Annotated in this window: 20 protein-coding genes; 16 read left to right on the forward strand and 4 right to left on the reverse strand. The window is 67.2% G+C overall.

Translation table 11 applies throughout. The features are described from left to right. Nucleotides 1–107: 107 nt before the first annotated feature. On the forward strand, nucleotides 108–1,415 hold the full coding sequence (locus HW532_RS15095) for an aldehyde dehydrogenase family protein (RefSeq protein WP_213161255.1): 1,308 nt from the start codon (nucleotides 108–110) through the stop codon (nucleotides 1,413–1,415). A gap of 59 nt (nucleotides 1,416–1,474) precedes the next feature. Here HW532_RS15095 and HW532_RS15100 read toward each other — a convergent pair whose 3' ends face one another. Beyond that, complete coding sequence (locus HW532_RS15100) at nucleotides 1,475–2,893, reverse strand: aminotransferase-like domain-containing protein (RefSeq protein ID WP_213161256.1); 1,419 nt, start codon at nucleotides 2,891–2,893, stop codon at nucleotides 1,475–1,477. Nucleotides 2,894–2,978: 85 nt separating this feature from the next. On the opposite strand from HW532_RS15100, the gene HW532_RS15105 reads away from it, so the two are divergent. The 6 genes from HW532_RS15105 to HW532_RS15130 all read left to right on the forward strand — a co-directional run bounded on the left by HW532_RS15105 (nucleotide 2,979) and on the right by HW532_RS15130 (nucleotide 9,641). Further along, entirely contained in the window at nucleotides 2,979–4,148 is a 1,170-nt protein-coding gene (locus HW532_RS15105) for a trans-sulfuration enzyme family protein (RefSeq protein ID WP_213161257.1), read from the forward strand. A 161-nt stretch (nucleotides 4,149–4,309) separates the two neighbouring features. Next, on the forward strand, nucleotides 4,310–5,341 hold the full coding sequence (locus tag HW532_RS15110) for an amino acid ABC transporter substrate-binding protein (protein WP_425491883.1): 1,032 nt from the start codon (nucleotides 4,310–4,312) through the stop codon (nucleotides 5,339–5,341). Nucleotides 5,342–5,414: 73 nt separating this feature from the next. Next, a complete protein-coding gene (locus HW532_RS15115) occupies nucleotides 5,415–6,635 on the forward strand; it encodes an amino acid ABC transporter permease (protein ID WP_213161258.1) in 1,221 nt (406 codons plus the stop codon). Between the two features lie 2 nt (nucleotides 6,636–6,637). After that, nucleotides 6,638–7,891, forward strand: coding sequence for an amino acid ABC transporter permease (locus HW532_RS15120; RefSeq protein WP_213161259.1), 1,254 nt, complete (start codon nucleotides 6,638–6,640; stop codon nucleotides 7,889–7,891). A gap of 10 nt (nucleotides 7,892–7,901) precedes the next feature. Next, nucleotides 7,902–8,687: an amino acid ABC transporter ATP-binding protein gene (locus tag HW532_RS15125; RefSeq protein WP_213161260.1), complete on the forward strand. Its 786-nt coding sequence runs from the start codon at nucleotides 7,902–7,904 to the stop codon at nucleotides 8,685–8,687. A gap of 159 nt (nucleotides 8,688–8,846) precedes the next feature. Then, on the forward strand, nucleotides 8,847–9,641 hold the full coding sequence (locus tag HW532_RS15130) for a DUF2189 domain-containing protein (RefSeq protein ID WP_213161261.1): 795 nt from the start codon (nucleotides 8,847–8,849) through the stop codon (nucleotides 9,639–9,641). A 22-nt stretch (nucleotides 9,642–9,663) separates the two neighbouring features. Here HW532_RS15130 and HW532_RS15135 read toward each other — a convergent pair whose 3' ends face one another. Next, complete coding sequence (locus tag HW532_RS15135) at nucleotides 9,664–10,128, reverse strand: MarR family winged helix-turn-helix transcriptional regulator (protein ID WP_246479155.1); 465 nt, start codon at nucleotides 10,126–10,128, stop codon at nucleotides 9,664–9,666. A gap of 133 nt (nucleotides 10,129–10,261) precedes the next feature. Between HW532_RS15135 and HW532_RS15140 the strand changes: the two genes are divergently transcribed. The 3 genes from HW532_RS15140 (at nucleotide 10,262) to HW532_RS15150 (ending at nucleotide 12,933) form a co-directional block, all read left to right on the forward strand. Beyond that, on the forward strand, nucleotides 10,262–10,945 hold the full coding sequence (locus HW532_RS15140) for a glutathione S-transferase family protein (protein ID WP_213161262.1): 684 nt from the start codon (nucleotides 10,262–10,264) through the stop codon (nucleotides 10,943–10,945). Between the two features lie 125 nt (nucleotides 10,946–11,070). Next, complete coding sequence (locus HW532_RS15145; RefSeq protein ID WP_213161263.1) at nucleotides 11,071–12,195, forward strand: zinc-dependent alcohol dehydrogenase family protein; 1,125 nt, start codon at nucleotides 11,071–11,073, stop codon at nucleotides 12,193–12,195. Between the two features lie 15 nt (nucleotides 12,196–12,210). After that, the gene (locus HW532_RS15150; RefSeq protein ID WP_246479157.1) at nucleotides 12,211–12,933 is read left to right on the forward strand and encodes a class I SAM-dependent methyltransferase; all 723 of its coding nucleotides are present in this window, start codon (nucleotides 12,211–12,213) and stop codon (nucleotides 12,931–12,933) included. 21 nt (nucleotides 12,934–12,954) lie between these two features. Here HW532_RS15150 and HW532_RS15155 read toward each other — a convergent pair whose 3' ends face one another. Continuing rightward, entirely contained in the window at nucleotides 12,955–13,545 is a 591-nt protein-coding gene (locus HW532_RS15155) for a VOC family protein (protein ID WP_213161264.1), read from the reverse strand. Nucleotides 13,546–13,671: 126 nt separating this feature from the next. Between HW532_RS15155 and HW532_RS15160 the strand changes: the two genes are divergently transcribed. The 5 genes from HW532_RS15160 (at nucleotide 13,672) to HW532_RS15180 (ending at nucleotide 17,998) form a co-directional block, all read left to right on the forward strand. After that, nucleotides 13,672–13,959 carry a sll1863 family stress response protein gene (locus tag HW532_RS15160; protein ID WP_213161265.1) on the forward strand — a complete coding sequence of 96 codons (288 nt, stop codon included), beginning with the start codon at nucleotides 13,672–13,674 and terminating at the stop codon, nucleotides 13,957–13,959. Between the two features lie 246 nt (nucleotides 13,960–14,205). Next, complete coding sequence (locus HW532_RS15165; RefSeq protein ID WP_213161266.1) at nucleotides 14,206–14,814, forward strand: hypothetical protein; 609 nt, start codon at nucleotides 14,206–14,208, stop codon at nucleotides 14,812–14,814. A gap of 108 nt (nucleotides 14,815–14,922) precedes the next feature. Next, nucleotides 14,923–15,831: a DMT family transporter gene (locus HW532_RS15170; protein ID WP_213161267.1), complete on the forward strand. Its 909-nt coding sequence runs from the start codon at nucleotides 14,923–14,925 to the stop codon at nucleotides 15,829–15,831. Nucleotides 15,832–16,106: 275 nt separating this feature from the next. Further along, nucleotides 16,107–16,868, forward strand: coding sequence for an outer membrane protein (locus HW532_RS15175; protein WP_213161268.1), 762 nt, complete (start codon nucleotides 16,107–16,109; stop codon nucleotides 16,866–16,868). 407 nt (nucleotides 16,869–17,275) lie between these two features. Further along, the gene (locus tag HW532_RS15180; protein ID WP_213161269.1) at nucleotides 17,276–17,998 is read left to right on the forward strand and encodes an outer membrane protein; all 723 of its coding nucleotides are present in this window, start codon (nucleotides 17,276–17,278) and stop codon (nucleotides 17,996–17,998) included. A 194-nt stretch (nucleotides 17,999–18,192) separates the two neighbouring features. Here the strand turns inward: HW532_RS15180 and HW532_RS15185 are convergent, their stop codons facing one another. Further along, nucleotides 18,193–19,086 (reverse strand): glycosyltransferase family protein, encoded by an 894-nt coding sequence (locus tag HW532_RS15185; RefSeq protein WP_213161270.1) that lies wholly within the window; start codon nucleotides 19,084–19,086, stop codon nucleotides 18,193–18,195. A gap of 179 nt (nucleotides 19,087–19,265) precedes the next feature. Here HW532_RS15185 and HW532_RS15190 point away from each other — a divergent pair, with 179 nt between their 5' ends. Beyond that, the gene (locus HW532_RS15190; protein WP_213161271.1) at nucleotides 19,266–20,198 is read left to right on the forward strand and encodes a glycosyltransferase family 2 protein; all 933 of its coding nucleotides are present in this window, start codon (nucleotides 19,266–19,268) and stop codon (nucleotides 20,196–20,198) included. Nucleotides 20,199–20,204 lie beyond the last annotated feature (6 nt).

Below are 20,204 nucleotides of genomic sequence, written 5' to 3' on the forward strand. Positions count from 1 at the left end.
AATTGTCCTCTACATCCCCGTCACCTTTCGGGAGCCGGAGGCCGGTTTGCGCTGGAGCGGATCGGTCCGGGCCCGTCTCCAGCGGGAAACGGACAGGGAGAGTGGCTGTGGATCGGGACAGGGTGGACAGGGTCGTCGCAAGGGCCCGCGACGGTTTGCGGGCGGTCCGGTCGGCTCCTGCCCATGCGCGGGCGGACTGGCTGTCGGCGGCGGCGGGCATCGTCGCCCGCGGCAGGGAGACATTCGCGGCAACGATCGTCGCGGAGGGGATCAAGACCATCCGCGAAGCCCGCGGCGAGGTCGACCGGGCCGTCGGGACATTGCGGTTGAGCGCGGAGGAAGCCGGACGGATTCCCGGAGAGACGATGGACTTCTCCGCGGACCCGCGCGGCACCGGGCGTTGGGGCTGGATCGAAAGGCAGCCCATGGGCGTCGTGGTCGCGATCGCGCCGTTCAACGATCCGCTGAATCTGGTCGCACACAAGGTCGGCCCCGCGCTCGCGGCCGGCAATGCGGTGATCGTGAAGCCGCATCCGCGCACGCCCGGGCCCGCAAGGATGCTGCGCGACGCGCTACTCGAGGCGGGCGCACCCCATGAGGCGGTGACGGTCTTCGAAGGCGGTATCGAGGAAACCGGATATCTCGCCGGACATCCCGGAACCGACATGGTGAGCCTCACCGGCGGCCGCGATGCGGGGCGGGCCGTGTCCCGTGCGGCGGCCGGAAAGCCGGTGGCGCTCGAACTCGGCGGGGTCGCGGTCACCATTCTCCACCGCGACGCCGATCTCGACCTCGCCATTCCGCGCATCGTCTCGGGGATGTTCAGTGCGGCGGGGCAGAATTGCGTTCATGTCCAGCGGCTTCTGGTGGACCGGACGCTCCTGGACGACGTGCTGGACCGGATCGGCCCGGCCACAAAGGCGTTGCGGACCGGGGATCCCGGTGAGGAGTCCACCGATATGGGGCCGGTCGCCGACGACGCTGCCGCGCAGCGGTGCCGCCAGTTCGTCGAGGACGCGCTGGAGAAGGGGGCAAGCCTGGTCGCGGGCGGTGGCGCGCGGGGGCTGCATGTCGAGCCGACCTTGCTTCTGGCGCCGGAGCCGGACGCCCGGATCGTGCGCGAGGAGGTCTTCGGGCCCGTTTCCTCCATCGAGCCGGTCGGCGATCTGGAGGAGGCGCTGCAGAAGGCTCGCCTGTCCGGGCCCGCAATTGCCGCGGCGGTGTTCACCCGGAGCCTCGACGTGCCGCGGCGCCTGCGGTCGTTGCCCGTCGGTCAGATCGTCGTGAATGACAGCACGGATTTCAGGCTGGATGCCCTGCCCTTCGGCGGGCCGGGCGCGGCGGGGCTCGGCCGCGAAGGCGTGAGGGAGGCCGTCATCGCCATGAGCCAGCCGCAGGTGGTTTGTGTGGCCTGACAGCGCGGCGAGACGGGTGGCAGGACGGCATGGGCGAACACGAGCCCGCGAAACGCGCTCTAGATGGTGGAGCAGATCTGCGTGGCGGGATCTCCGGCCTCGAAGGCGGCGCGGACCGTCATGAGAGCGGAGCGGAGGTCGCCCGTATCCGGCGGGCTTCCCAGACAAAGGCGAATGCCGGGGGGCGAGGCCCGTTCCGTCGCCACCGCATCCGGCGGGGCAATGAGGACGCCGGCCTCCATGGCACGCCGGACGACCTGTTCGGCCTCTACCCAATCCCGGGTCGCAAGCCACAGGTGAAACCGGGCTTTGCGCCAGTCGATCTTGGGAAACAGCCCTGAAAGAACGCTCTCGGCGATCTCGAGGCGCTGGCGGGCCTCCTCGCGGCGCTGCGCGACAATCCCGTCGAGCCCGTCATGGCGCATGAGCCGGCACACGGTCTCCATCGTCAGGAGCGGGCTCATCCAGCAGGAGGCGCGCATGGCCGCCTCCACGCCCCGCGTCAGCGCGGGGGGAAGCACGGCGAAGCCCGCCCGCAGGCCGGGTGCGACGGACTTGGAAAAGCTGCTGACATAGCAGGTCCGGTCCGGCAGGAGAGAGGCCAGAGGGGGCGGTGCGTCCGGCGCCAGGAATCCGTAGACGTCGTCCTCGATCACGGTCAGGCCGTGGTGCTGTGCAATGGCGGCGATCTCCGCGCGCCGTGCCTCCGGCATGGTGGTTCCGGTCGGGTTCTGCAATGTGGGCATGAGGTAGAGCGCGCGTGCCTGTGTCTTCGCGCAGGCCTCCTCGAGGGCCTCCGGTATCAGGCCGTGCTCGTCCATATCCACACCGCAGAGATTTGCGCCCAGCAGTCCGGCGACGGACTTGATGCCCGCGAAGGTCACCGCTTCGGCGAGGATCGTCTGGCCGGGGCGAAGCACGCTGGAACAGACGGCCCATATCGCCTGCTGCGCGCCGATGCAGATGGCGATCCGGTCGGTGGAGGGCGCGTATCGCCCCGCGCTCGTCCGGTCCAGCCACTCCGCCAGCGCGCGGCGCTGGCCGTCTGCGCCGAGATGGACGCCATAGCGCAGCATCTGCGGCAGTTCGGTGGCGTTGGCCACGGCGCGCAGGGCATTTCCCACCCGCTCCGCCTGGCGCAGGGGCGGGGCCACGTTCACCGACAGGTCGATCGTGCCGGCCTTGCGGCTGTCCTGATGCGCCGAACCGTCGCCGAAGAAGCGCGTCTCGGCCTGTCCGGCCCGCCCCTTCACGAAGGTGCCGCGGCCGACTTCGCCCGCGATCAGCCCGCGCTGCTGGGCGACCGAATAGGCCCTGACGACCGTGCCGACGCTCAATCCGAGCTGATAGGCGAGCTCGCGCTGGGGCGCGAGGGCCATGCCGTCGACGGCGCGGCCATTGGCGATGTCGTCTTCCAGGGCCTTCACGACGGCGAGGTAGCGCGGCCCGTCGGGGTCCAGATGATCGGGTATCCACATTGCTACAGTCCAATGAAATTATTGAACCATATATCAATCCGATGCAAAGGTCCCCGTCAACCGGCAATTCAATGAGGGTTGAAGAATGGAGACCTCCGATCGCGCCCTGGCGATGCATTTCCTTTGTGGGGATCGTGACTACGACGACGATACCGCGCTGACGCCCGCGCTGTCGCAATCCCTGAACTACCGGATTCTCGGCCCGGACCATTACGAGGAGATCTCGGCGCCCATGACGCCGAACTTCTACGCGCGCCGCGGCAATCCCAACAGCCAGCGCCTTGCGCGGCTGCTGGCTGCGGCCGAGGGGGTCGAGGAGGGCATGATCTTCGCCTCGGGAATGGCTGCGATCTCCACGACCATGATGGCGCTGCTTCAGGCCGGCGACCACGTCGTGGCCCAGACCGACCACTATATCGGCACCAACGAGATGACGAACACCGTCCTGCCGTCCTACGGGGTGGAGTCCACGGTGGTCGACCAGACCTCGGTGGAGGCCTTCGAACGGGCGATCAGGCCGAACACCAAGCTGATCATGCTGGAGACGCCGGCCAATCCGCTGATGACCGTGACCGACCTCTCCGCGGTGGCGGCGCTGGCGCGCGACAGGGGCATCCTCACCTTCTGCGACAACACCTTCGCAACGCCCATCAATCAGCGCCCCGCGTCGCACGGTGTCGACATCGTGATGCACAGCATCTCCAAATATATCGGCGGGCATCACGACCTGCTCGGCGGTGCCGTCCTGTCGTCGCGGGAGATCATGGAACGGATCTGGGATCGCAGCATGGTCCTCGGCAGCGCCGGGGCGCCCTTCAATTCGTGGCTCGCCCTGCGCGGATTGCGCACCCTCGAGCTGCGGATCGAGAGGCACAATGCGAACGCCCTCGCGCTCGCGGAGATGCTGGACACTCACAGCGCCGTTTCCCGCGTCTTCTATCCCGGTCTTGCGACGCATCCCCAGCACGAGCTCGCCAGGCGGCAGATGTCGGGCTTCGGCGGCCTGCTCACCTTCGAGCTCAAGGGCGGGCTGGAGGCGGGGCGGCGCTTCATCGAGCGTCTGACGGTGCCCGACAACGCCAGCAGCCTGGGCGGTGTGAACTCCGTGGTGATGCAGCCCGCCGCGTTGTTCGGCAACCGGCTGTCGGAGGACGACCTCCGCAAGCAGGGCATCGCTCCCGGGATGATCCGCTTCGCAACCGGCATCGAGCCCACCGGCGCGTTGCTGGAGGATGTCGGCCAGGCCCTGTCGTGAGCCGGCGCTCCGGCCTCTGAAAGACATCCGCAAGGGCCGGCGGGACCGCCCTGTCGGCGGCTGTGCGGCGGCAATCGCTGTCCATGGCCGCGGGGGGAAGCGCTGGAAGAGCGTGTCCGGCCTGCCGGCGAAACCAGTCAGTCAATCACGTGGAGGAGAGAATGAACCCAGTTACGAAACCGGTGATGGCGAGCGCCGTCGGCCTGCTCGTCGCGGTCATGGGGGCGATCCCGGCCTTAGCCGACACCCTGGAGACCGTCCGCGAGCGCGGGCGGCTGGTGTGCGGTGTGAATACCGGGCTTGCCGGGTTCTCCTATACCGACAGCAAAGGCGAGTGGGCGGGCTTCGACGTGGATATCTGCCGCGCGGTGGCCGCGGCCACGCTCGGGGATGGCGATGCGGTGGAGTTCGTGCCGCTGACCGGCAAGACGCGGTTCACCGCGCTCAGCTCCGGCGAGATCGACATCCTGTCGCGGAACACGACATGGACCTATTCGCGCGACACGGAGCTTGCGGCGGACTTCACCGGCACGACCTACTATGACGGTCAGGGGTTCTTGATCCGCAAGGCGGTCGGGATCGAGTCCGCCAAGGATCTCGACGGCGCGACCGTCTGCATCCAGACCGGCACGACGACCGAGCTGAACCTGTCGGAGTTCTTCCTGTCGAACGGCATGTCCTACGAGCCGGTGCCGATCGAGTCCCCGGCGGAGGCGCAACAGCAATATCTCGCCCAGTCCTGCGACGTCTATACGGCCGACACCTCCGCGTTGGCGGCGGCCCGGTCGAGCTTTGCCGATCCGACGGCCCATATGATCCTGCCGGAGGTCATCTCCAAGGAGCCCCTCGGTCCCCTCGTCCGCCATGGCGACGACCGCTGGGCCGATATCGTCGGCTGGACCGTCCGTGCGCTGGTCGCAGCCGAGGAGCTGGGGCTCACATCCGAAAACGTCGACGAACAGGCCGCTGCGAGCAAGGTGCCCGAAGTGGGCCGCCTGCTCGGCACGGATGGCGATCTCGGGGCCATGAACGGCCTGTCGGCAGGATGGGCGCGGGACGCGATCGCCGCGGTGGGGAACTACGGCGAGATGTTCTCGCGCAATCTCGGCACCGACTCGCCCATCGGTCTGGAGCGCGGCCTGAATGCGCTCTGGACGAATGGCGGCCTGCAATACGCACCGCCCTTCCGTTGAGACCGTCTGGCCTGCCCGTCTCCCCGCCGGGCAGGCCAGCGTTCCGTACGGCCCGACCTCCAAGGATATCTGCATGGCTCATACGGCACTTACCATCGCAACGGACAGGATACGGCTGCCCCACCTGCTGTCGGACACGCGCTATCGTGACAAGACGCTGCAGGCGATCGCGGCCGTCCTCATCCTGACCGTTCTGGGCTGGCTGATCTCCAACACGCTCACCAATATGGCCGCGCTCGGCAAGCCGATCTCCTTCGGCTTTCTCTTCGACAAGGCCGGCTACGACATCAACCAGAGCCTGATCCCCTACAGTCCCGAGAGCAGCCATCTGCGCGCGGCGCTCACAGGCCTCGTGAACACTCTGGTCGTGGCTGCCATGGGGTGTGCGACCGCCACGGTCCTGGGCCTGTTCATCGGCATTGCGCGCCTGAGCCCGAACCGCCCGCTTGCAGGCCTCGCCCGCGTCTATGTGGAGGTGTTCCGCAACGTGCCGGTGCTGCTCTGGCTGCTTCTCATCTTCGCGCTGATCACGGAGGCCCTGCCGCCCCCGAGCGCCTTCCGGGGCGCGGACCACACGGCCACCATGTGGCTGTCCGACAGCATCGCCGTGACCAATCGCGGCGTCTTCGTGCCGAGCCTGTCGTTCACGACGCCCGGCGGTGCCTGGATGCTCGTCGCCGCGATCATCGGTGCGGGCGCCTGCTCCTTCGCCCTGGCCCGTGTCGCCGACCGCCGCCAGCGGGCCACTGGCCGGCGCCCCGGCACATGGCTGCCGGCGCTCGGCATCTGGATCGCGCTTGTGGGGCTCGCGGTCGTGTGGAGTGGTCCGGCCCTGACCGTGCCGGAGCTGAAGGGGTTCAACTTCAGGGGCGGCGTGCATCTGCGCAACTCGCTGATCGCCCTGTGGCTTGCGCTTTCGCTCTACACGGCGGCCTTCGTGGCCGAAATCGTCCGGTCCGGGATCGCCGCGGTGGCAGAGGGGCAGAAGGAAGCAGCGGCCTCGCTCGGCCTTTCCCCCGGCCAGACCATGCGGCTGGTCGTCCTGCCGCAGGCCCAGCGGGTGATCATACCGCCGCTGATCTCGCAATATCTGAGCCTGACGAAGAACTCCTCGCTCGCCATCGCCGTCGGCTACATGGATCTCACCGGCACGCTGATGGGGATCACCCTGAACCAGACGGGCCGGGAACTGGAGGCCGTGCTGCTTGGAATGGGGTTCTATCTCTCCGTTTCCGCCGGCGTGTCCGTGGCGCTCAACTGGTACAACGCCCGCGTCCAATGGAAGGAGCGCTGACCATGCCCGCGCCGTCCTTTTGCCGGACCGAGACGATCGCGCCCCGACCGGCCCCCGAGGCCCGCAGCGGGCTGGCGGGGCGACTGGCGGAGATACGGAGGAGGGGCCCGCTCCAGGCGGCCGTCTCGCTCCTGTCCATCGGCGTTCTGGTGTGGATCGTCTGGACGGTCCTGTCCTGGTCGCTGTCGGACACATGGTCGGCCAATTCGCTCTCCCAGTGCCGCGAGATCCTCGCCGATCATCGCCACAAGGCTTGCTGGGGGGTGATCCGCGAACGCTGGCTGCAGATCCTTATCGGGTTCTATCCGCGCGATCTCATGTGGCGCCCGATCCTGGCCTTTGGCCTGCTGGTCCCCGGACTTGCATGGCTCTTGCGCGTGAAGGCCCCGCCCGGCGGCCGCAAATGGGGTTTCGTGCCCTTTGCGGTCGCGCCCTATCTGCTGTGGGGCGGCCCGGTTGCGCCGGTGCTCTCTGCCGTGCTTGCAGGACTGGCCGCCTGGCTTGCCTATCGCTGCGGGGCCAGGGCCTGGCTCGCCCTGTGTGTTGCCGTCGCCACCTTCGCGGCAGCGCACGCCTTGCCGGTCTCCGGCGATGTCGGCCTGGCGCCTGTGACCGGCCGGGAGTTCGGCGGGTTCCTCCTGTCGGTCGTGATCGGCCTGTGCGCCATCGTGTTCTCTCTGCCGCTCGGCATTGCGCTCGCGCTCGGCCGCACCTCGCGCCTGCCGCTCCTGCGCCTGGTGTCCACGGGATTCATCGAGTTCATCCGCGGCGTTCCGCTCATCACATTGCTGTTCGTGGCCTCGACCCTGCTCAATATCTTCCTGCCGCCGGGAACCAATTTCGATATCGTGCTGCGGGTCATCATCATGGTGACGCTGTTTGCCGCCGCCTATGTCGCGGAGGTCGTGCGCGGGGCGCTCTCGGCGGTTCCCAGGGGCCAGACCGAAGGGGCCGCGAGCCTCGGCCTCGCATACTGGCAGACCCAGCGGCTGATCGTCCTGCCGCAGGCGCTCAGAATCTCCATTCCGGGCATCGTCAGCACGTTCATCTCGGTCTTCAAGGACACCACGCTCGTCTCGGTCATCGGCCTCCTCGACCCGCTGGGGCTGGCCAACAACATCCGCGCGGATAGCGCCTGGACCGGGATCGCCTGGGAAATCTACGGCTTCGTCGCCGTTCTCTTCTTCGCCCTCTGCTTTGCCATGTCGCAATACTCGATGTGGCTGGAAAGGCAGTTGCGCACCGATCATCGATAGGAACGCCACCATGACCGCAACACTGCGCAAGGCGGCCACCGAGGATGTGGCCATCGACATCCGCAACATGAACAAGTGGTATGGGACCTACCATGCCCTGCGGGACATCAACCTGACCGTCGCCCGTGGGGAGCGGATCGTGATCTGCGGCCCGTCCGGCTCGGGCAAGTCGACGATGATCCGCTGCATCAACGCCCTGGAAGACCACCAGAGCGGATCCATCACCGTCGACGGCACGCGTCTGTCCTCCGATCTGAGGAACATCGACAGGATCCGCTCCGAAGTCGGGATGTGCTTCCAGCACTTCAACCTGTTTCCGCATCTGACCATCCTGGAGAACTGCACACTGGCGCCGGTCTGGGTGCGGAAGATCCCGTTCGAAGAGGCCGAGGATATCGCCGTCCACTATCTGGACAAGGTCGGGGTCCTGGATCAGGCGGGCAAATATCCCGGCCAGCTCTCCGGCGGACAGCAGCAACGTGTGGCCATCGCCCGCAGCCTGTGCATGAAGCCGCGGATCATGCTCTTCGACGAGCCGACCTCCGCCCTCGATCCGGAAATGATCAAGGAGGTGCTCGATACGATGCTGCAATTGGCGCAGGAGGGGATGACGATGCTGTGCGTCACCCACGAAATGGGCTTCGCGCGCGAGGTCGCCGATCGCGTCGTCTTCATGGATATGGGCCAGATCATGGAGGAGAACGCGCCCGAAGCGTTCTTCGAGGCCCCCCGGAACGACCGGACCCGGCTGTTCCTGGGGCAGGTGCTGGGCCACCGGACCGCCGCTGGCGAATAGACCGCCCGTCGGCCACTGGCCGGCGATCTCTCCGTTCTCCCGGTCTTGTGATGGTGGACGCCTCGAACAAGGCGGCCGGACGGTGTATAATGACCCAACACAATGAGGGATCGCCGTTCGACGGGGCTCCGGGGCGAATTGCCGAGGGAGACGTGCGTCATGGCGAAGTCGACAGGTTTCGACACTGCGGAAACGCCCCTGGAGACGCCGGCCATCCGGACGGTGAGCCTGGCGGATTTGAGGGATGCGCTGGCGAAGGGGCTGGACGATTTCCGGGCGAACCGCAGCGACATCTTCTTCCTGTGCGTCATCTATCCGGTCATCAGCGTGCTGCTCGTGCGCGCGGTGATCGGCGGTAATCTCCTGCCCCTGGTCTTCCCGATCCTGGCGGGCTTCACGCTGATCGGCCCGGTTATCGCCATCGTCTTCTACGAGATCAGCCGGCGTCGCGAGGCTGGCGAGGAGCCGCGTTGGGGCGACGCCATCGCTGTCGTTCGCCATACCGCCATCGGCTCGCTCGCCATTCTCGCCGGTCTGCTCCTGGCGATCTTCGGGGTCTGGCTCGCCGTGGCCTGGGGGATCTACGAGCTGACCCTCGGCGGGGCGCTGCCCGCTTCGCTGTCCGCCTTTGCGCGCGACGTGTTCACGACGCCGGAAGGCTGGGCGCTCATCGCCATCGGCAACGGCGTGGGGTTCCTGTTTGCCGTGCTGGTCCTGGCGGTCTCGGTCGTCTCCTTCCCGATGCTGCTCGACCGCGAGGTGAATGTGGTGACGGCGATCGCGACATCGGTCCGGGTGGTGACGGCCAACCCGGCGACCATGGCGGTCTGGGGACTGATCGTCGCCGTCTCGCTCGCCATTGGCTGCATTCCGCTCTTTGTCGGGCTCGCGATAGCGATCCCCGTCCTGGGGCATGCCACATGGCACCTCTACCGCAAGGCCGTACCGCGCTGAACGGGCGAGGGTTCCGGACTGGTCAGGCGGTGGCGGCCAGCCTGGAGAGCAACCCGGCGAGCTCCTCGGCCTCCGCCTCGCTCAGCCGGTCGCCGATCTCGCGCCGGATCGCCTCCGCATAGACCGTCCACATGCGCGCGCGCAGGGTGCGGCCGGCGTCGGTGATGACGACCCAATGGCCGCGTCCGTCGCCGCTGAAGGGCTCGCGGCGGATCAGGCGGTTGTGCTCGAGACGATTGAGCAGGCGGGAGAGATTGTACTGGGCGAGCAGGGTGCGCTCCTCGATCTCGAACGGCCTGAGACGACCGTCCTCGGCGCGCGCAAGCTCCCACAGAACGTCGTACCAGCTCAGCGGAGGCAGGTCGGCATCCTTCAGGTCGCGCTCTATGGCGGCCAGCACGAGCCGCTGCGCACGCATCAGACGGACCCAGGCGCGCACGGCGGCGGGCGAGGGGGATCCGGTCGCTGTCGGGGGGGCGCTACACATGAATGCAATTACATACACCTTGACAGGCCGCATGCAAGCGCCATATAGATGCAATTGCATATATATGGCGCGGCCGGCTTGCGATCTTGCCCCGAAACCGCCGTGCCGCGCCGAGCGAAACGGGAGAAGGATCATGCCGGACGCCAAGCTGACGCTGGTCAGCCACCACCTCTGCCCCTATGTGCAGCGCGCCGCCATCGCGCTGTCGGAGAAGGGCGTGGCCTTCGAGCGGCGCCATATCGACCTGTCGGCGAAGCCCGACTGGTTTGTGAGGCTGTCGCCGCTCGGCAAGGTGCCGCTCCTGATCGTCCGCGACGAGGCGGGCGGCGAGACGGTGCTGTTCGAATCCGCCGCCATCTGCGAGTATCTGGAGGAAACCCAGCCGGGCGTCGCGCTCCATCCGCAAGACCCGCTGGAACGGGCGCGCCACCGCGGGTGGATCGAGTTCGGCTCCGCCATCCTGTCGGATCTGTGGGGGTTCGAGACGGCGGCCGACGAGGCGACCTACGAGGCCAAGCGCCAGGCGCTCAGGACGAAATTCGCCCGTCTCGACGGCGAGCTCGGGGCCGCACCCTATTTCGCCGGTGCGGGATTCAGCCTGGTCGATGCGGTCTTCGCGCCGATCTTCCGATATTTCGACGTCTTCGACACGATCGCGGAGACCGGCGTGTTCGATGGCCTGTCCCGCGTCGGCGCATGGCGCGCCGAGCTCGCCGGGCGGAGCAGTGTCCGCGCGGCTGTGACGGAGGATTACGGCGAACGCCTGAAGGCGTTTCTGGACCGCCACGACGCCTATCTGCTGAAGGCGGCGGCCTGACGGGCTTCAAGGGTTCCGGCCCCGGCGGGATGCGCCCGCCGGGGCTTTTCGCCGCCGCTCCCGCTGGTCTATGGTGAAGCCCCCTATCCGTCGGGGCCAGAACGAACCAGCAGGGAGTGACCGTCATGAAGACGAGGGCCGCGGTGCTGAACGCATCGCCCGTCGAGAGGCCTTATGCCGAGACCCGCCCGCTTTCCATCGAGGAGATCGTGCTCGACCCGCCGGGGCCGGGCGAGGTGCTGGTCAAGGTCAAGGCGGCGAGCCTGTGCCATTCTGACCTCTCCGTTATCAATGGCGACCGCCCGCGCCCGATGCCCATGGTGCTCGGCCACGAGGCCGCCGGCATCGTGGAGGAGACCGGTCCCGGTGTCGACGACCTCGAGCCCGGCGACCATGTCGTCATGGTGTTCGTGCCTTCCTGCGGCCATTGCCTGCCCTGCGCGGAGGGGCGTCCGGCGCTGTGCGAGCCCGGCAATGCCGCCAATGGGGCGGGCACGCTGATCTCCGGTGCGCGCCGCCTTCACCGCTCCGGCGGCGACGTCAACCACCATATCGGGGTCTCCGCCTTCGCCGACCATGCGGTGCTGTCGCGCCGCTCGCTGATCCGGATCGGGCGGGAGTTCCCGCTCGACAAGGCGGCGCTGTTCGGCTGCGCGGTGCTGACGGGCGTCGGGGCCGTCATCAACACGGCGGACGTGAAGGCGGGCCAGTCGGTCGCCGTCGTGGGGCTCGGCGGCGTCGGGCTGTCGGCGCTTCTCGGCGCGGTCGCGGCGGGCGCCTCGCGCATCGTTGCGGTCGACCTCGCCGAGGACAAGCTCGCCTTCGCCAGCGAGCTCGGCGCGACCGACACGGTCAATGCGTCGGAGCCGGGCTGCGCCGACGAGGTCAGGGAGATCACGGGCGGCGGCGTCGATCACGCTTTCGAGATGGCCGGCTCGGTGAAGGCCTTCGAGCTCGCCTACAAGATCACGCGGCGCGGCGGGTCGACGGTCACGGCAGGGCTCGCCAATCCGGCCCATACCATCGCGCTGCCGCCGGTGAGCCTCGTTGCCGAGGAGCGCACCGTGCGTGGCAGCTATGTGGGAAGCGCCATCCCCATGCGCGACCTGCCGCGCTATATGGCGCTCTATGCGCAAGGACGCCTGCCCGTCGACCGGCTGATGACCAGCACCGGCACGCTCGACGGCATCAACGAGGCCTTCGACATGCTTGCCGACGGGCGCACGGTGCGCCACGTCATGACCCTTTAACCCTCCAGGAGAGATATGACTGTCGAGACCGAACTGCCCATCGCCGCGCGCGGCACGCCGTCGGACACCATGGAGGCCATCGCGCTGGCCTTCGACGGGCTTGCGGGCCGCACCCTCCTCGATATCGGCTGCGGGCGCGGCGCGCTCGCGGGCGCGCTCCGGCGGCGGGGCGCCCGCGTGGCGGGCGTCGATCCGAACCCGGAGGCGGTGGAGGCCGCGCGCCGGGCCGTGCCGGAGGCGACATTCGAGGTCTCGCCCGGCGAGACCTTGCCCTTCCCGGATGGCGCTTTCGACGGCGCGGTGTTCCTCAACAGTCTCCACCATGTCGCCTCCGCCGCCATGGCGCCGGCGCTCGGCGAGGCCGCGCGCGTGACCGGTCCCGGCCGGATCGTGCTCGTCGTGGAGCCGCTGGCCGCCGGCCCGTCCTTCGAGGTGATGCGCCCGATAGACGACGAGACAGAGATCCGCGCCCGCGCCGAGCGCGCGATCAGCGCCATGGTCGCCCACGGCGTCTTCTCGCTGGAGGCCTTGTGGGAATACGACACCGTGGAGCGCGTGGAGAGCGCCGAGGCGTTCCTCGACACGATCGTCGGCATCGACCCTTCGCGCGCGGACACGGCGCGGCGCGAGGCGGAGACGGTTGCGGCGCTGCTTGAGGCGCACGGCACGCCCGATGGCGGCGGCTATCTGCTCGCCGAGCCGCTGCGCGCGCATGTCCTGCGGGTCTCGGCCAGATAGGGCGTCAGGGCGGCCCGGCGGTCAGTCGCGCGAATAGGGATCCTTCGGCGTGCGGTCGGGCGACAGGCTGTCGGTGGTCTGCTCGCTCAGCGACTCGAGCGCGTCGGCGAGGTGGATATCCGCGATGTTGGCATCCCCCGCCATCACGCGCAGCCGGTGCGCCTCGTGCAGCACCTCCGCATGAGTGGTGCCGTCGGGCGGCTCGAACTTGTAGCAGGCCAGCTCGATGAGCTGGCCGAGCGGATCGCGGAAATAAATCGAATCCATGAAGCCGCGGTCCTTCTCCCCGCTGTGCGCGATGCCGCGTTCCTCCAGCCGGCGCGCGGCCTGGGTGTAGGTCGCGCGCGAGACGGCAAAGGCGATGTGGTGGAGATTGCCGATGGCGGTCGGGTTGGGGCTGCGGTCGGGCGTGCGGCTCTCGTCGGTGAACACGGTGATCAGCCGGCCGTCGCCCGGATCGAAATAGAGGTGGCTCTCGTCGGGCGCATCGAGATTGGGCTGCTCGAACACGAAGGGCATGCCGAGCACGCCTTCCCAGAAATCGATGGAGGTCTGTCGGTCGGCCCCGACCAGCGTGATATGATGGACGCCCTGTACCTGTAGCTTGCGCATGACCGTTTCCTCTCTCGCTCGCACCGTGGGCGGGTCGGGCAGGGAACGAATGTCCGCCACCGTGCGTTCCGTCTACTCGGAACCAAAGACCATATGGATGCCATTCGCAAGAAAAGGAGGCTGCCCATGGCGACGCGTGAAGAATATATCGACCGGTTCTATGCCCAGCTGAAGGAATGGAACGCCGAGATCGCGAGGCTGGAGGAGAAGGCGCGCGGGGCGCGCGAGGACATGCGGGCCGAATATGAGCGCCAGATCGACGAGGCCCGCAAGCGCCAGCGCGAGGCGGAGGAACAGCTCCAGAAGCTGCACGATGCCAGCGAAGGCGCCTGGGAGGAGATGCGCGCCGGCGCCGAGCGCGCCTGGAGCGAGCTCGACCGTGCCATGAAGACGGCCTGGGAGAAGTTCAGGTAACCCGGGCCGGGGGTGTTCCGGCCCGTTGCCCGCCAGTATCGGATTGGTTTTATTCCTGTTTTGTGAAACAGAATGTTGCATTGGGGGCTGGACAGGGCCGGCGGCGAAGAGGGATAAGGGGGCGGAGACTTTCCGGCGATCATGGGGGGCGCCCGCATCGTACGGAAGGTCGCGGCGCGGCGGGGCCACCCGACGCGCCGATGTGCTGTGCCGTCCGCTATGTCGGCCGACTTCAGGAGATGCGGGATGGGGATTGTTCTTATGTTCGTCGGCGTGCTCGTCGCCATTGGCGGCTGGGTCATGCTGGTCTTGGGAATCGGTATCGTCGAGACGGAGACGGTCGAATCCTCCTCCGGAGGGCTGCCCTATCTGTCCGAAACGGTCGCGGCCATGCCGGATGCGGCCATTCCCGACAACATCATCCTGCTGGGCTATGTGCTGATGATCATGGGCGCGATCCTGTGGGGTTTCGCCAGGCTCTATCGGCTTCTGGACACGCTGAGCAGCGCGCCGGAGCCTGCCGCCGAGCCCGCCGCGACACCGCCTTCGGCGTCGGGCATGCGCCCGGGGCGGAGCGAGGATGTCGCGCGCGCACCGTCCGAGCCGTCGATGGGCGCGGGGCCGGGGCCCGCCCTGTCGTCCGACATCGGCGCGCAGGCGCCCGAGCCGGCCCAGCCGACCAATGGCGGGAGTGATGAGCCGCGCTTCGAGCGCCGCGCCCAGATCGTGCGCGACGGCATTGTCGAGGGCCGCCGCCTGATCGAATACGAGAACGGCATGGCGGATGTGGAAACGAGCCAGGGCTGGAGGCGGTTCAAGACCGTCGACGAGGCGGTCGCCTTCCTGCGCGGCTGATCCCGTGAAACCGGTTGCCGCGGCGCCCCGCGGCCCGGTCGGGGCGCGCCCGGGCGGCTGCGTCGGAAACGGTCCCTGAGCCCCATGTCGCCGCGCGGGTCATCGCCTATGTTGCCCATGTCGCCGAAGGCGCTCGCCAGCGCGTCCGTTGCGCTGTCCGGCATACTGTGGGGCCTGTTCTGGATCCCGATGCGCCTGCTGGGCGAGGCGGGGCTGCCGCCCGGCTGGGCGACGGTGCTGATCTACGCCGTGGCCGCGCTCGCGCTGGGCCCGTTTGCCCTCCGCCGGAGGGCGGAGCTGGCCGCCGGCGGCATGGCGGCCGTCGTCACCGGCGTCATGACGGGCGGCGGCTTCGCGCTCTATGCCATGGCGCTGCTTCTCACCGATGTCGCGCGCACGATCCTGCTCTTCTACCTGACCCCGGTCTGGGGCGCGCTGCTCGGCCGGCTCATCCTCGGCGAACGGATCACCGCGCTGCGCATGGCCGCGCTCGTCAGCGGCATTCTGGGCCTGCTCGTCGTGTTCCGCGCCGACGAGCAGATCCCGCTGCCGCAGAATGCGGGCGATCTCTTCGCCCTCGCCGCCGGCGTGATCTGGGCTTACGGATCCCTGAGGCTCTATGTGACGGGCTCCGCGCTGAGCGCGCCGTCCTCCGTCTTCCTGTTCTTCGCGGCCGGGCTGGGCTTCTGCCTCGCCGTGGCGCTGCCGCTGGAGGGTATCGCGCCCGTCCTCGACGGCTCCCGTCTCGCGGGCGCGGCGCCGCTCGTGGCGCTCACCGTCGGGCTCGCCGTGCTGCCCGCGACCGTCCTGACCCTGTGGGGCGCGGCGCGGCTGTCGGCGGCGCGGGTCGGCATCCTGCTGATGGGCGAGATCGCGGTCGGCGTGACGTCGGCGGCGATTCTCACCGACGAGCCCTTCGGCGCGCGCGAGATCGTCGGGACGGTGCTGATTCTCACCGCCGGCCTTCTGGAGATTTCCGGGCGGGACAAGCCGGCTCCGGGTCCATCTGCCGGGTAAGAAAAGCCGGAACTGACCGGGGTGCCCGTGGAAAGGGGGGGCGTTCTGCAACCTAAAGACGATACGGGCGCGGACTGCTCTACGCGCCTTGGTGGTAATATGATGCCATTACTTCAAAAAAGATACAAATTTGTTGTGAAATTGCAACGAACAGCCAGATTCATGGGCTGAGCGTATCTTGGCGGTAGCATGGTGCCGTCGTTTTCCCCTTAGAATGATCCTACAGCGACTTGGGGGCTGTAGACGACCTTTCGGGTTTTGAGGGGAGTAGCGAGATGAGCAGATTTTCGAAGACTCTGGCGCTTGCCGGCGTGGCTGCCGCCGCGCTGGTGTCGGCGTCCATGACAAGCAACACGGCCGAGGCCGCCGATCTCTATGTGCCGCCTCCGCCGCCGCCTCCGCCGGTCATGACCTGGACCGGCCCGTATATCGGCGGTTTCGTCGGGGGTGGGGCCCACAATGTCGACACGTCGGTGCATCTCGACGTCGAGGGTGGTCCGGGACCGTCCGGAGAACTCGCCGGGCTCGACGGCTTCGGCGGCGACGGTTTCATGTTCGGCGGTTTCGTCGGCTACAACTTCCAGGTCTCGCCGCAATTCGTGCTCGGCATCCAGGGCGACATCAACGTGCCCGATTTCGAGACCGAGCTGAGCATTCTCGAGAACAATGTCGCCAAGCTGGAGAACGACATCGTCTGGAGCCTGTCGGCCCGCGTCGGCTGGCTGCCCGCCGACAACACGATGCTCTATATCATCGGCGGCTGGTCGAACACCAAATACGAGTTCAAGTCCGACCTCATCGATCTCAACAAGACGTTCAATGGCTGGCACATCGGCGCCGGTATCGAGACGAAGCTGACGGAGGCGATCACGGCCCGCGTCGAATACCGCTATACCGATTTCGGGCGGAAGACGTTCTTCAGCGACGACTTCCCGATCGGGGACGAGGTGGATCTCAACATCGCCGTGAAGACGAAGCCCGTCACGCACACCGGTATGGTGGGCATCGCCTACAACTTCAGCGGCCTGTTCTACTGAGCGGGGACTGGAGGTCCGGTCCGAGAGAACCGGCACGGCAATCGGACCCTTCGCCCGGATCTGCATCCGCCGGGTGAAGGGGGCCCGTGCCCCCCAGGGCCGGCAGGGCTTCGGCTGCCGGCCTTGGCGGGGCTCCCGTCCGAGCGAGCCTTCTGCCAGGCCGCCGCCATCTCCGCGCCGGATTGTCGACATCCAAATGCACAGTTTCGGGTGGTTTTTACCCGCACAAGGGGAGTTTTGTGGATAAATCAATCTCCGATAGAGAGAATCGTTGTCAAAATGCAACGCATCTTGGTCATTAGCTACGGAAGTCGAAATTTCCTGTGGCGAGCAGCGCCGCGCCCCGCTAAGTAGACTCTCACGAGTTTGGGGGCAGATTTCTGCCGAAGCACGGGGAATTGAGTAACATGACCAAGACATTCAAGAGCTTGGCGCTGGGGAGTGTCGCAGCGGCGGCGCTCGTCTCCGCGTCGATGATGAGCAACAAGGCCGAGGCTGCTGACCTTTACGTGGCCCCCCCGCCGCCGCCCCCGCCGGTCATGACCTGGACCGGCCCGTATATCGGCGGCTTCGTCGGTGGCGGTGCGCACAATGCCACGCCGAAGGCCGAGTTCGACGGTGACGACATCAAGCTCGATGGCGTCGGTGGCGACGGTTTCATGTTCGGCGGCTTCGTCGGCTACAACTTCCAGGTTTCGCCGCAGTTCGTGCTCGGCATCCAGGGCGACATCAACGTCCCCGATTTCGACACGAAGCTGTCGGGCAGCATCCCAATCGACGCGAAGTTCGACAACGACATCGTGTGGAGCGTGTCGGCGCGTGCTGGCTGGCTGCCCTCCGACAACACCATGCTCTATGTCATCGGCGGTTGGTCGAACACCGAGTACACCTTCAAGGTGTCGGGTGGCGGCGACTCGTTCAAGCAGGACGAGACCTACAATGGTTGGCACATCGGCGCCGGCATCGAGACCAAGCTGACCGAGTCGATCACGGCGCGCGTCGAGTACCGCTACACCGACTTCGGCAAGGAGACCTGGTTCAACGAGGACGGCCTCGCCATCAAGATCTCGCCGGTCACGCATACCGGCATGGTCGGCATCGCCTACAATTTCGGCGGCCTGTTCTACTAAGACAGACGCCGGTCCATTTTGGACACAGCGAAACGGTCCGCCATCCGGCGGGCCGTTTCCTGTTTTGGGCCACGCCGCAAAGGCGGGCTGGCCATAAGAGTGCATTGCAAGACAAAGCCCCCGCGGCCGGATGACGGGTCCGGCCACGGGGGCTTTGTCGTTTCAGGCTGGCTCCGAAAGGGGGAGACGGCGCCTCAGACCGGGCGGATCTCCTCCAGCGCCGGGGCTGAGGCGAGCTGGCTGAGGGCGTCGGGGCGGATGTGGCGCTGTTCGATCTCGCTCTTGAGATAGTCTTCCGACACCTGGCCCGTCGCGACGCATTCCCGCAACAGCGCGAAGAAGAAGCGCTCCTGGTTGCGGTCGGGATGGGCCCTGTAGCGCCCGGGCAGCCGGATGCCGTTGTCGCCGACGAGCTTCGACAGCCAACGCGACTTCAGCCGGTTGGTGAAGTCGACCGGCAGGCCGGTCTTCCAGGGCTGGGTGCGCCGCTTGGTGTTGTGCAACAGCCGCGTGTCGGGCGCGAGCCGGTCGAAATCGTTCCACACCGTCTCCAGCGCGCCGAGCGTCTCGCGCGGCTCATAGGCAAGGATGATCCAGTCCTCGTAATCGCGCTCCTTGCGGAACAGCGCCTCGAAATCGGCCTCGCAGTCCCAGTGCCGGAGCCTGGCGCAGTCGAGCAGCATGACGGAGGAGGCGACATAATCCTCGCGGCCATTGTGCCCCGGACGGGGTCTTGCGAAGATCGCCTTGCCCTCCATGTCGCGCTCGAGAAGCTCGGTAATGTCGCCCACGGCGAAGATGTCCGGATCGATCACGACCGCCCGGCCCTCGTAGCCCATGAGTTTCGGTGGCATGAAGCGCAGCGGCGTGAAGGATTGCAGGTCGTCGTTGCGCCAGTGCCGCTCCGAGCCCGCGCGCAGGAAGGTCCGGCCCTCATAGGCGTCGAAGAAATCGAAATCCTCGCGCGCGATGATCTTCACGTCGAAGGCGTCGGGCCGCGCCGAATTGCGCTTGAGCGAGTGCGCGGCGACCAGCGCGCCGACCATCTGCTTGGCGTTGGTGTGGATGAAAACCGTATTCTTCGTCATGACGTCGCCTTGATCGTCGTGCGTTAAGGGGCGGAAACGAATGTCGGACATGTCCCGCCGGCCGGATGGATCGCCTCCACGTTGTGCACCCCGGGGCGGAACAGTCAATAGAAACACTGTCGCATTTTCACGCGATCGTGATAGGTGTAGACGATAAAAAGGCCTTCCGAGGACCGTTCATGCCGGAGATTTCCATCGTCCTTCCCACCTATAACCGCGCCGAGGAGATCGGCCGTACGATCGAGAGCGTATTGGGGCAGGACTTTGCGGATTTCGAGCTGATCGTGGTGGACGACGGCTCTGTCGACGACACTGCTGCGGCCGTCGCCGCCCATGACGACGAAAGGGTCGTCTATGTGGCGCAGGAGCGCAATATGGGCGGGAACGCTGCGCGCAACCGCGGCATCCGCGAGGCTCGCGGCGCCATCGTCTGCTTCCTCGACAGCGACGACGAGTATCTCCCTCACAAGCTCGCGACGGTGAAGGCGTTCTTCGACAGACATTCCGATATCGACGTGCTCATCGATTCCTTCGAATACGTCCCCGAATGCCGCGGTAGCCAGGATCGTACGACGACCCTGCGCCTCAATCCCGATCTGACGGGAAGCACGGAGATCGAACGGCGGATCTTCGCGCGCATGCTCTGGAAACCGACGCCGAGCATCAGTGCGCGGCGCGACGCGCTGTTCAAGGTCGGGCTGTTCGACGAGGGGCTGAGGCGCCGGCAGGATATGGATCTGGCGCTGCGCCTCGCCCGGCAGTGCCGATGCGCGGCGACGAGCGCCGTTCTCTGGCGCAAGCACTGGACGGAAGGCGCAATCTCCTCGACCACCAGGACGTTCGTGGATGCGGTGATCGACATTTGCGACCGGCATCCCGACTATGTGCGCAAGGCGCATTTCAGGGTCGGGCTCGAGCGCGACCTCGCGCGCCATTGCCTGCGCCTGATCGCACGTGGCGAGCCGTCCATGCTGATGAGGGACCTCAAGCGCATCGCCCGCTATTTCGGCGCCGGCGAGACCGTCCGGTTCATCGCCGGCGGCGTCGTGGAACTCGCCAAGCGCCTGCTTCCCTGGTCGGGCAGCCGAGGCCCGGAGCCCGCGGGAAAGTAAGGCCCC

The sequence above is a fragment of the Kaustia mangrovi genome, assembly GCF_015482775.1.
Lineage (GTDB): Bacteria > Pseudomonadota > Alphaproteobacteria > Rhizobiales > Im1 > Kaustia > Kaustia mangrovi.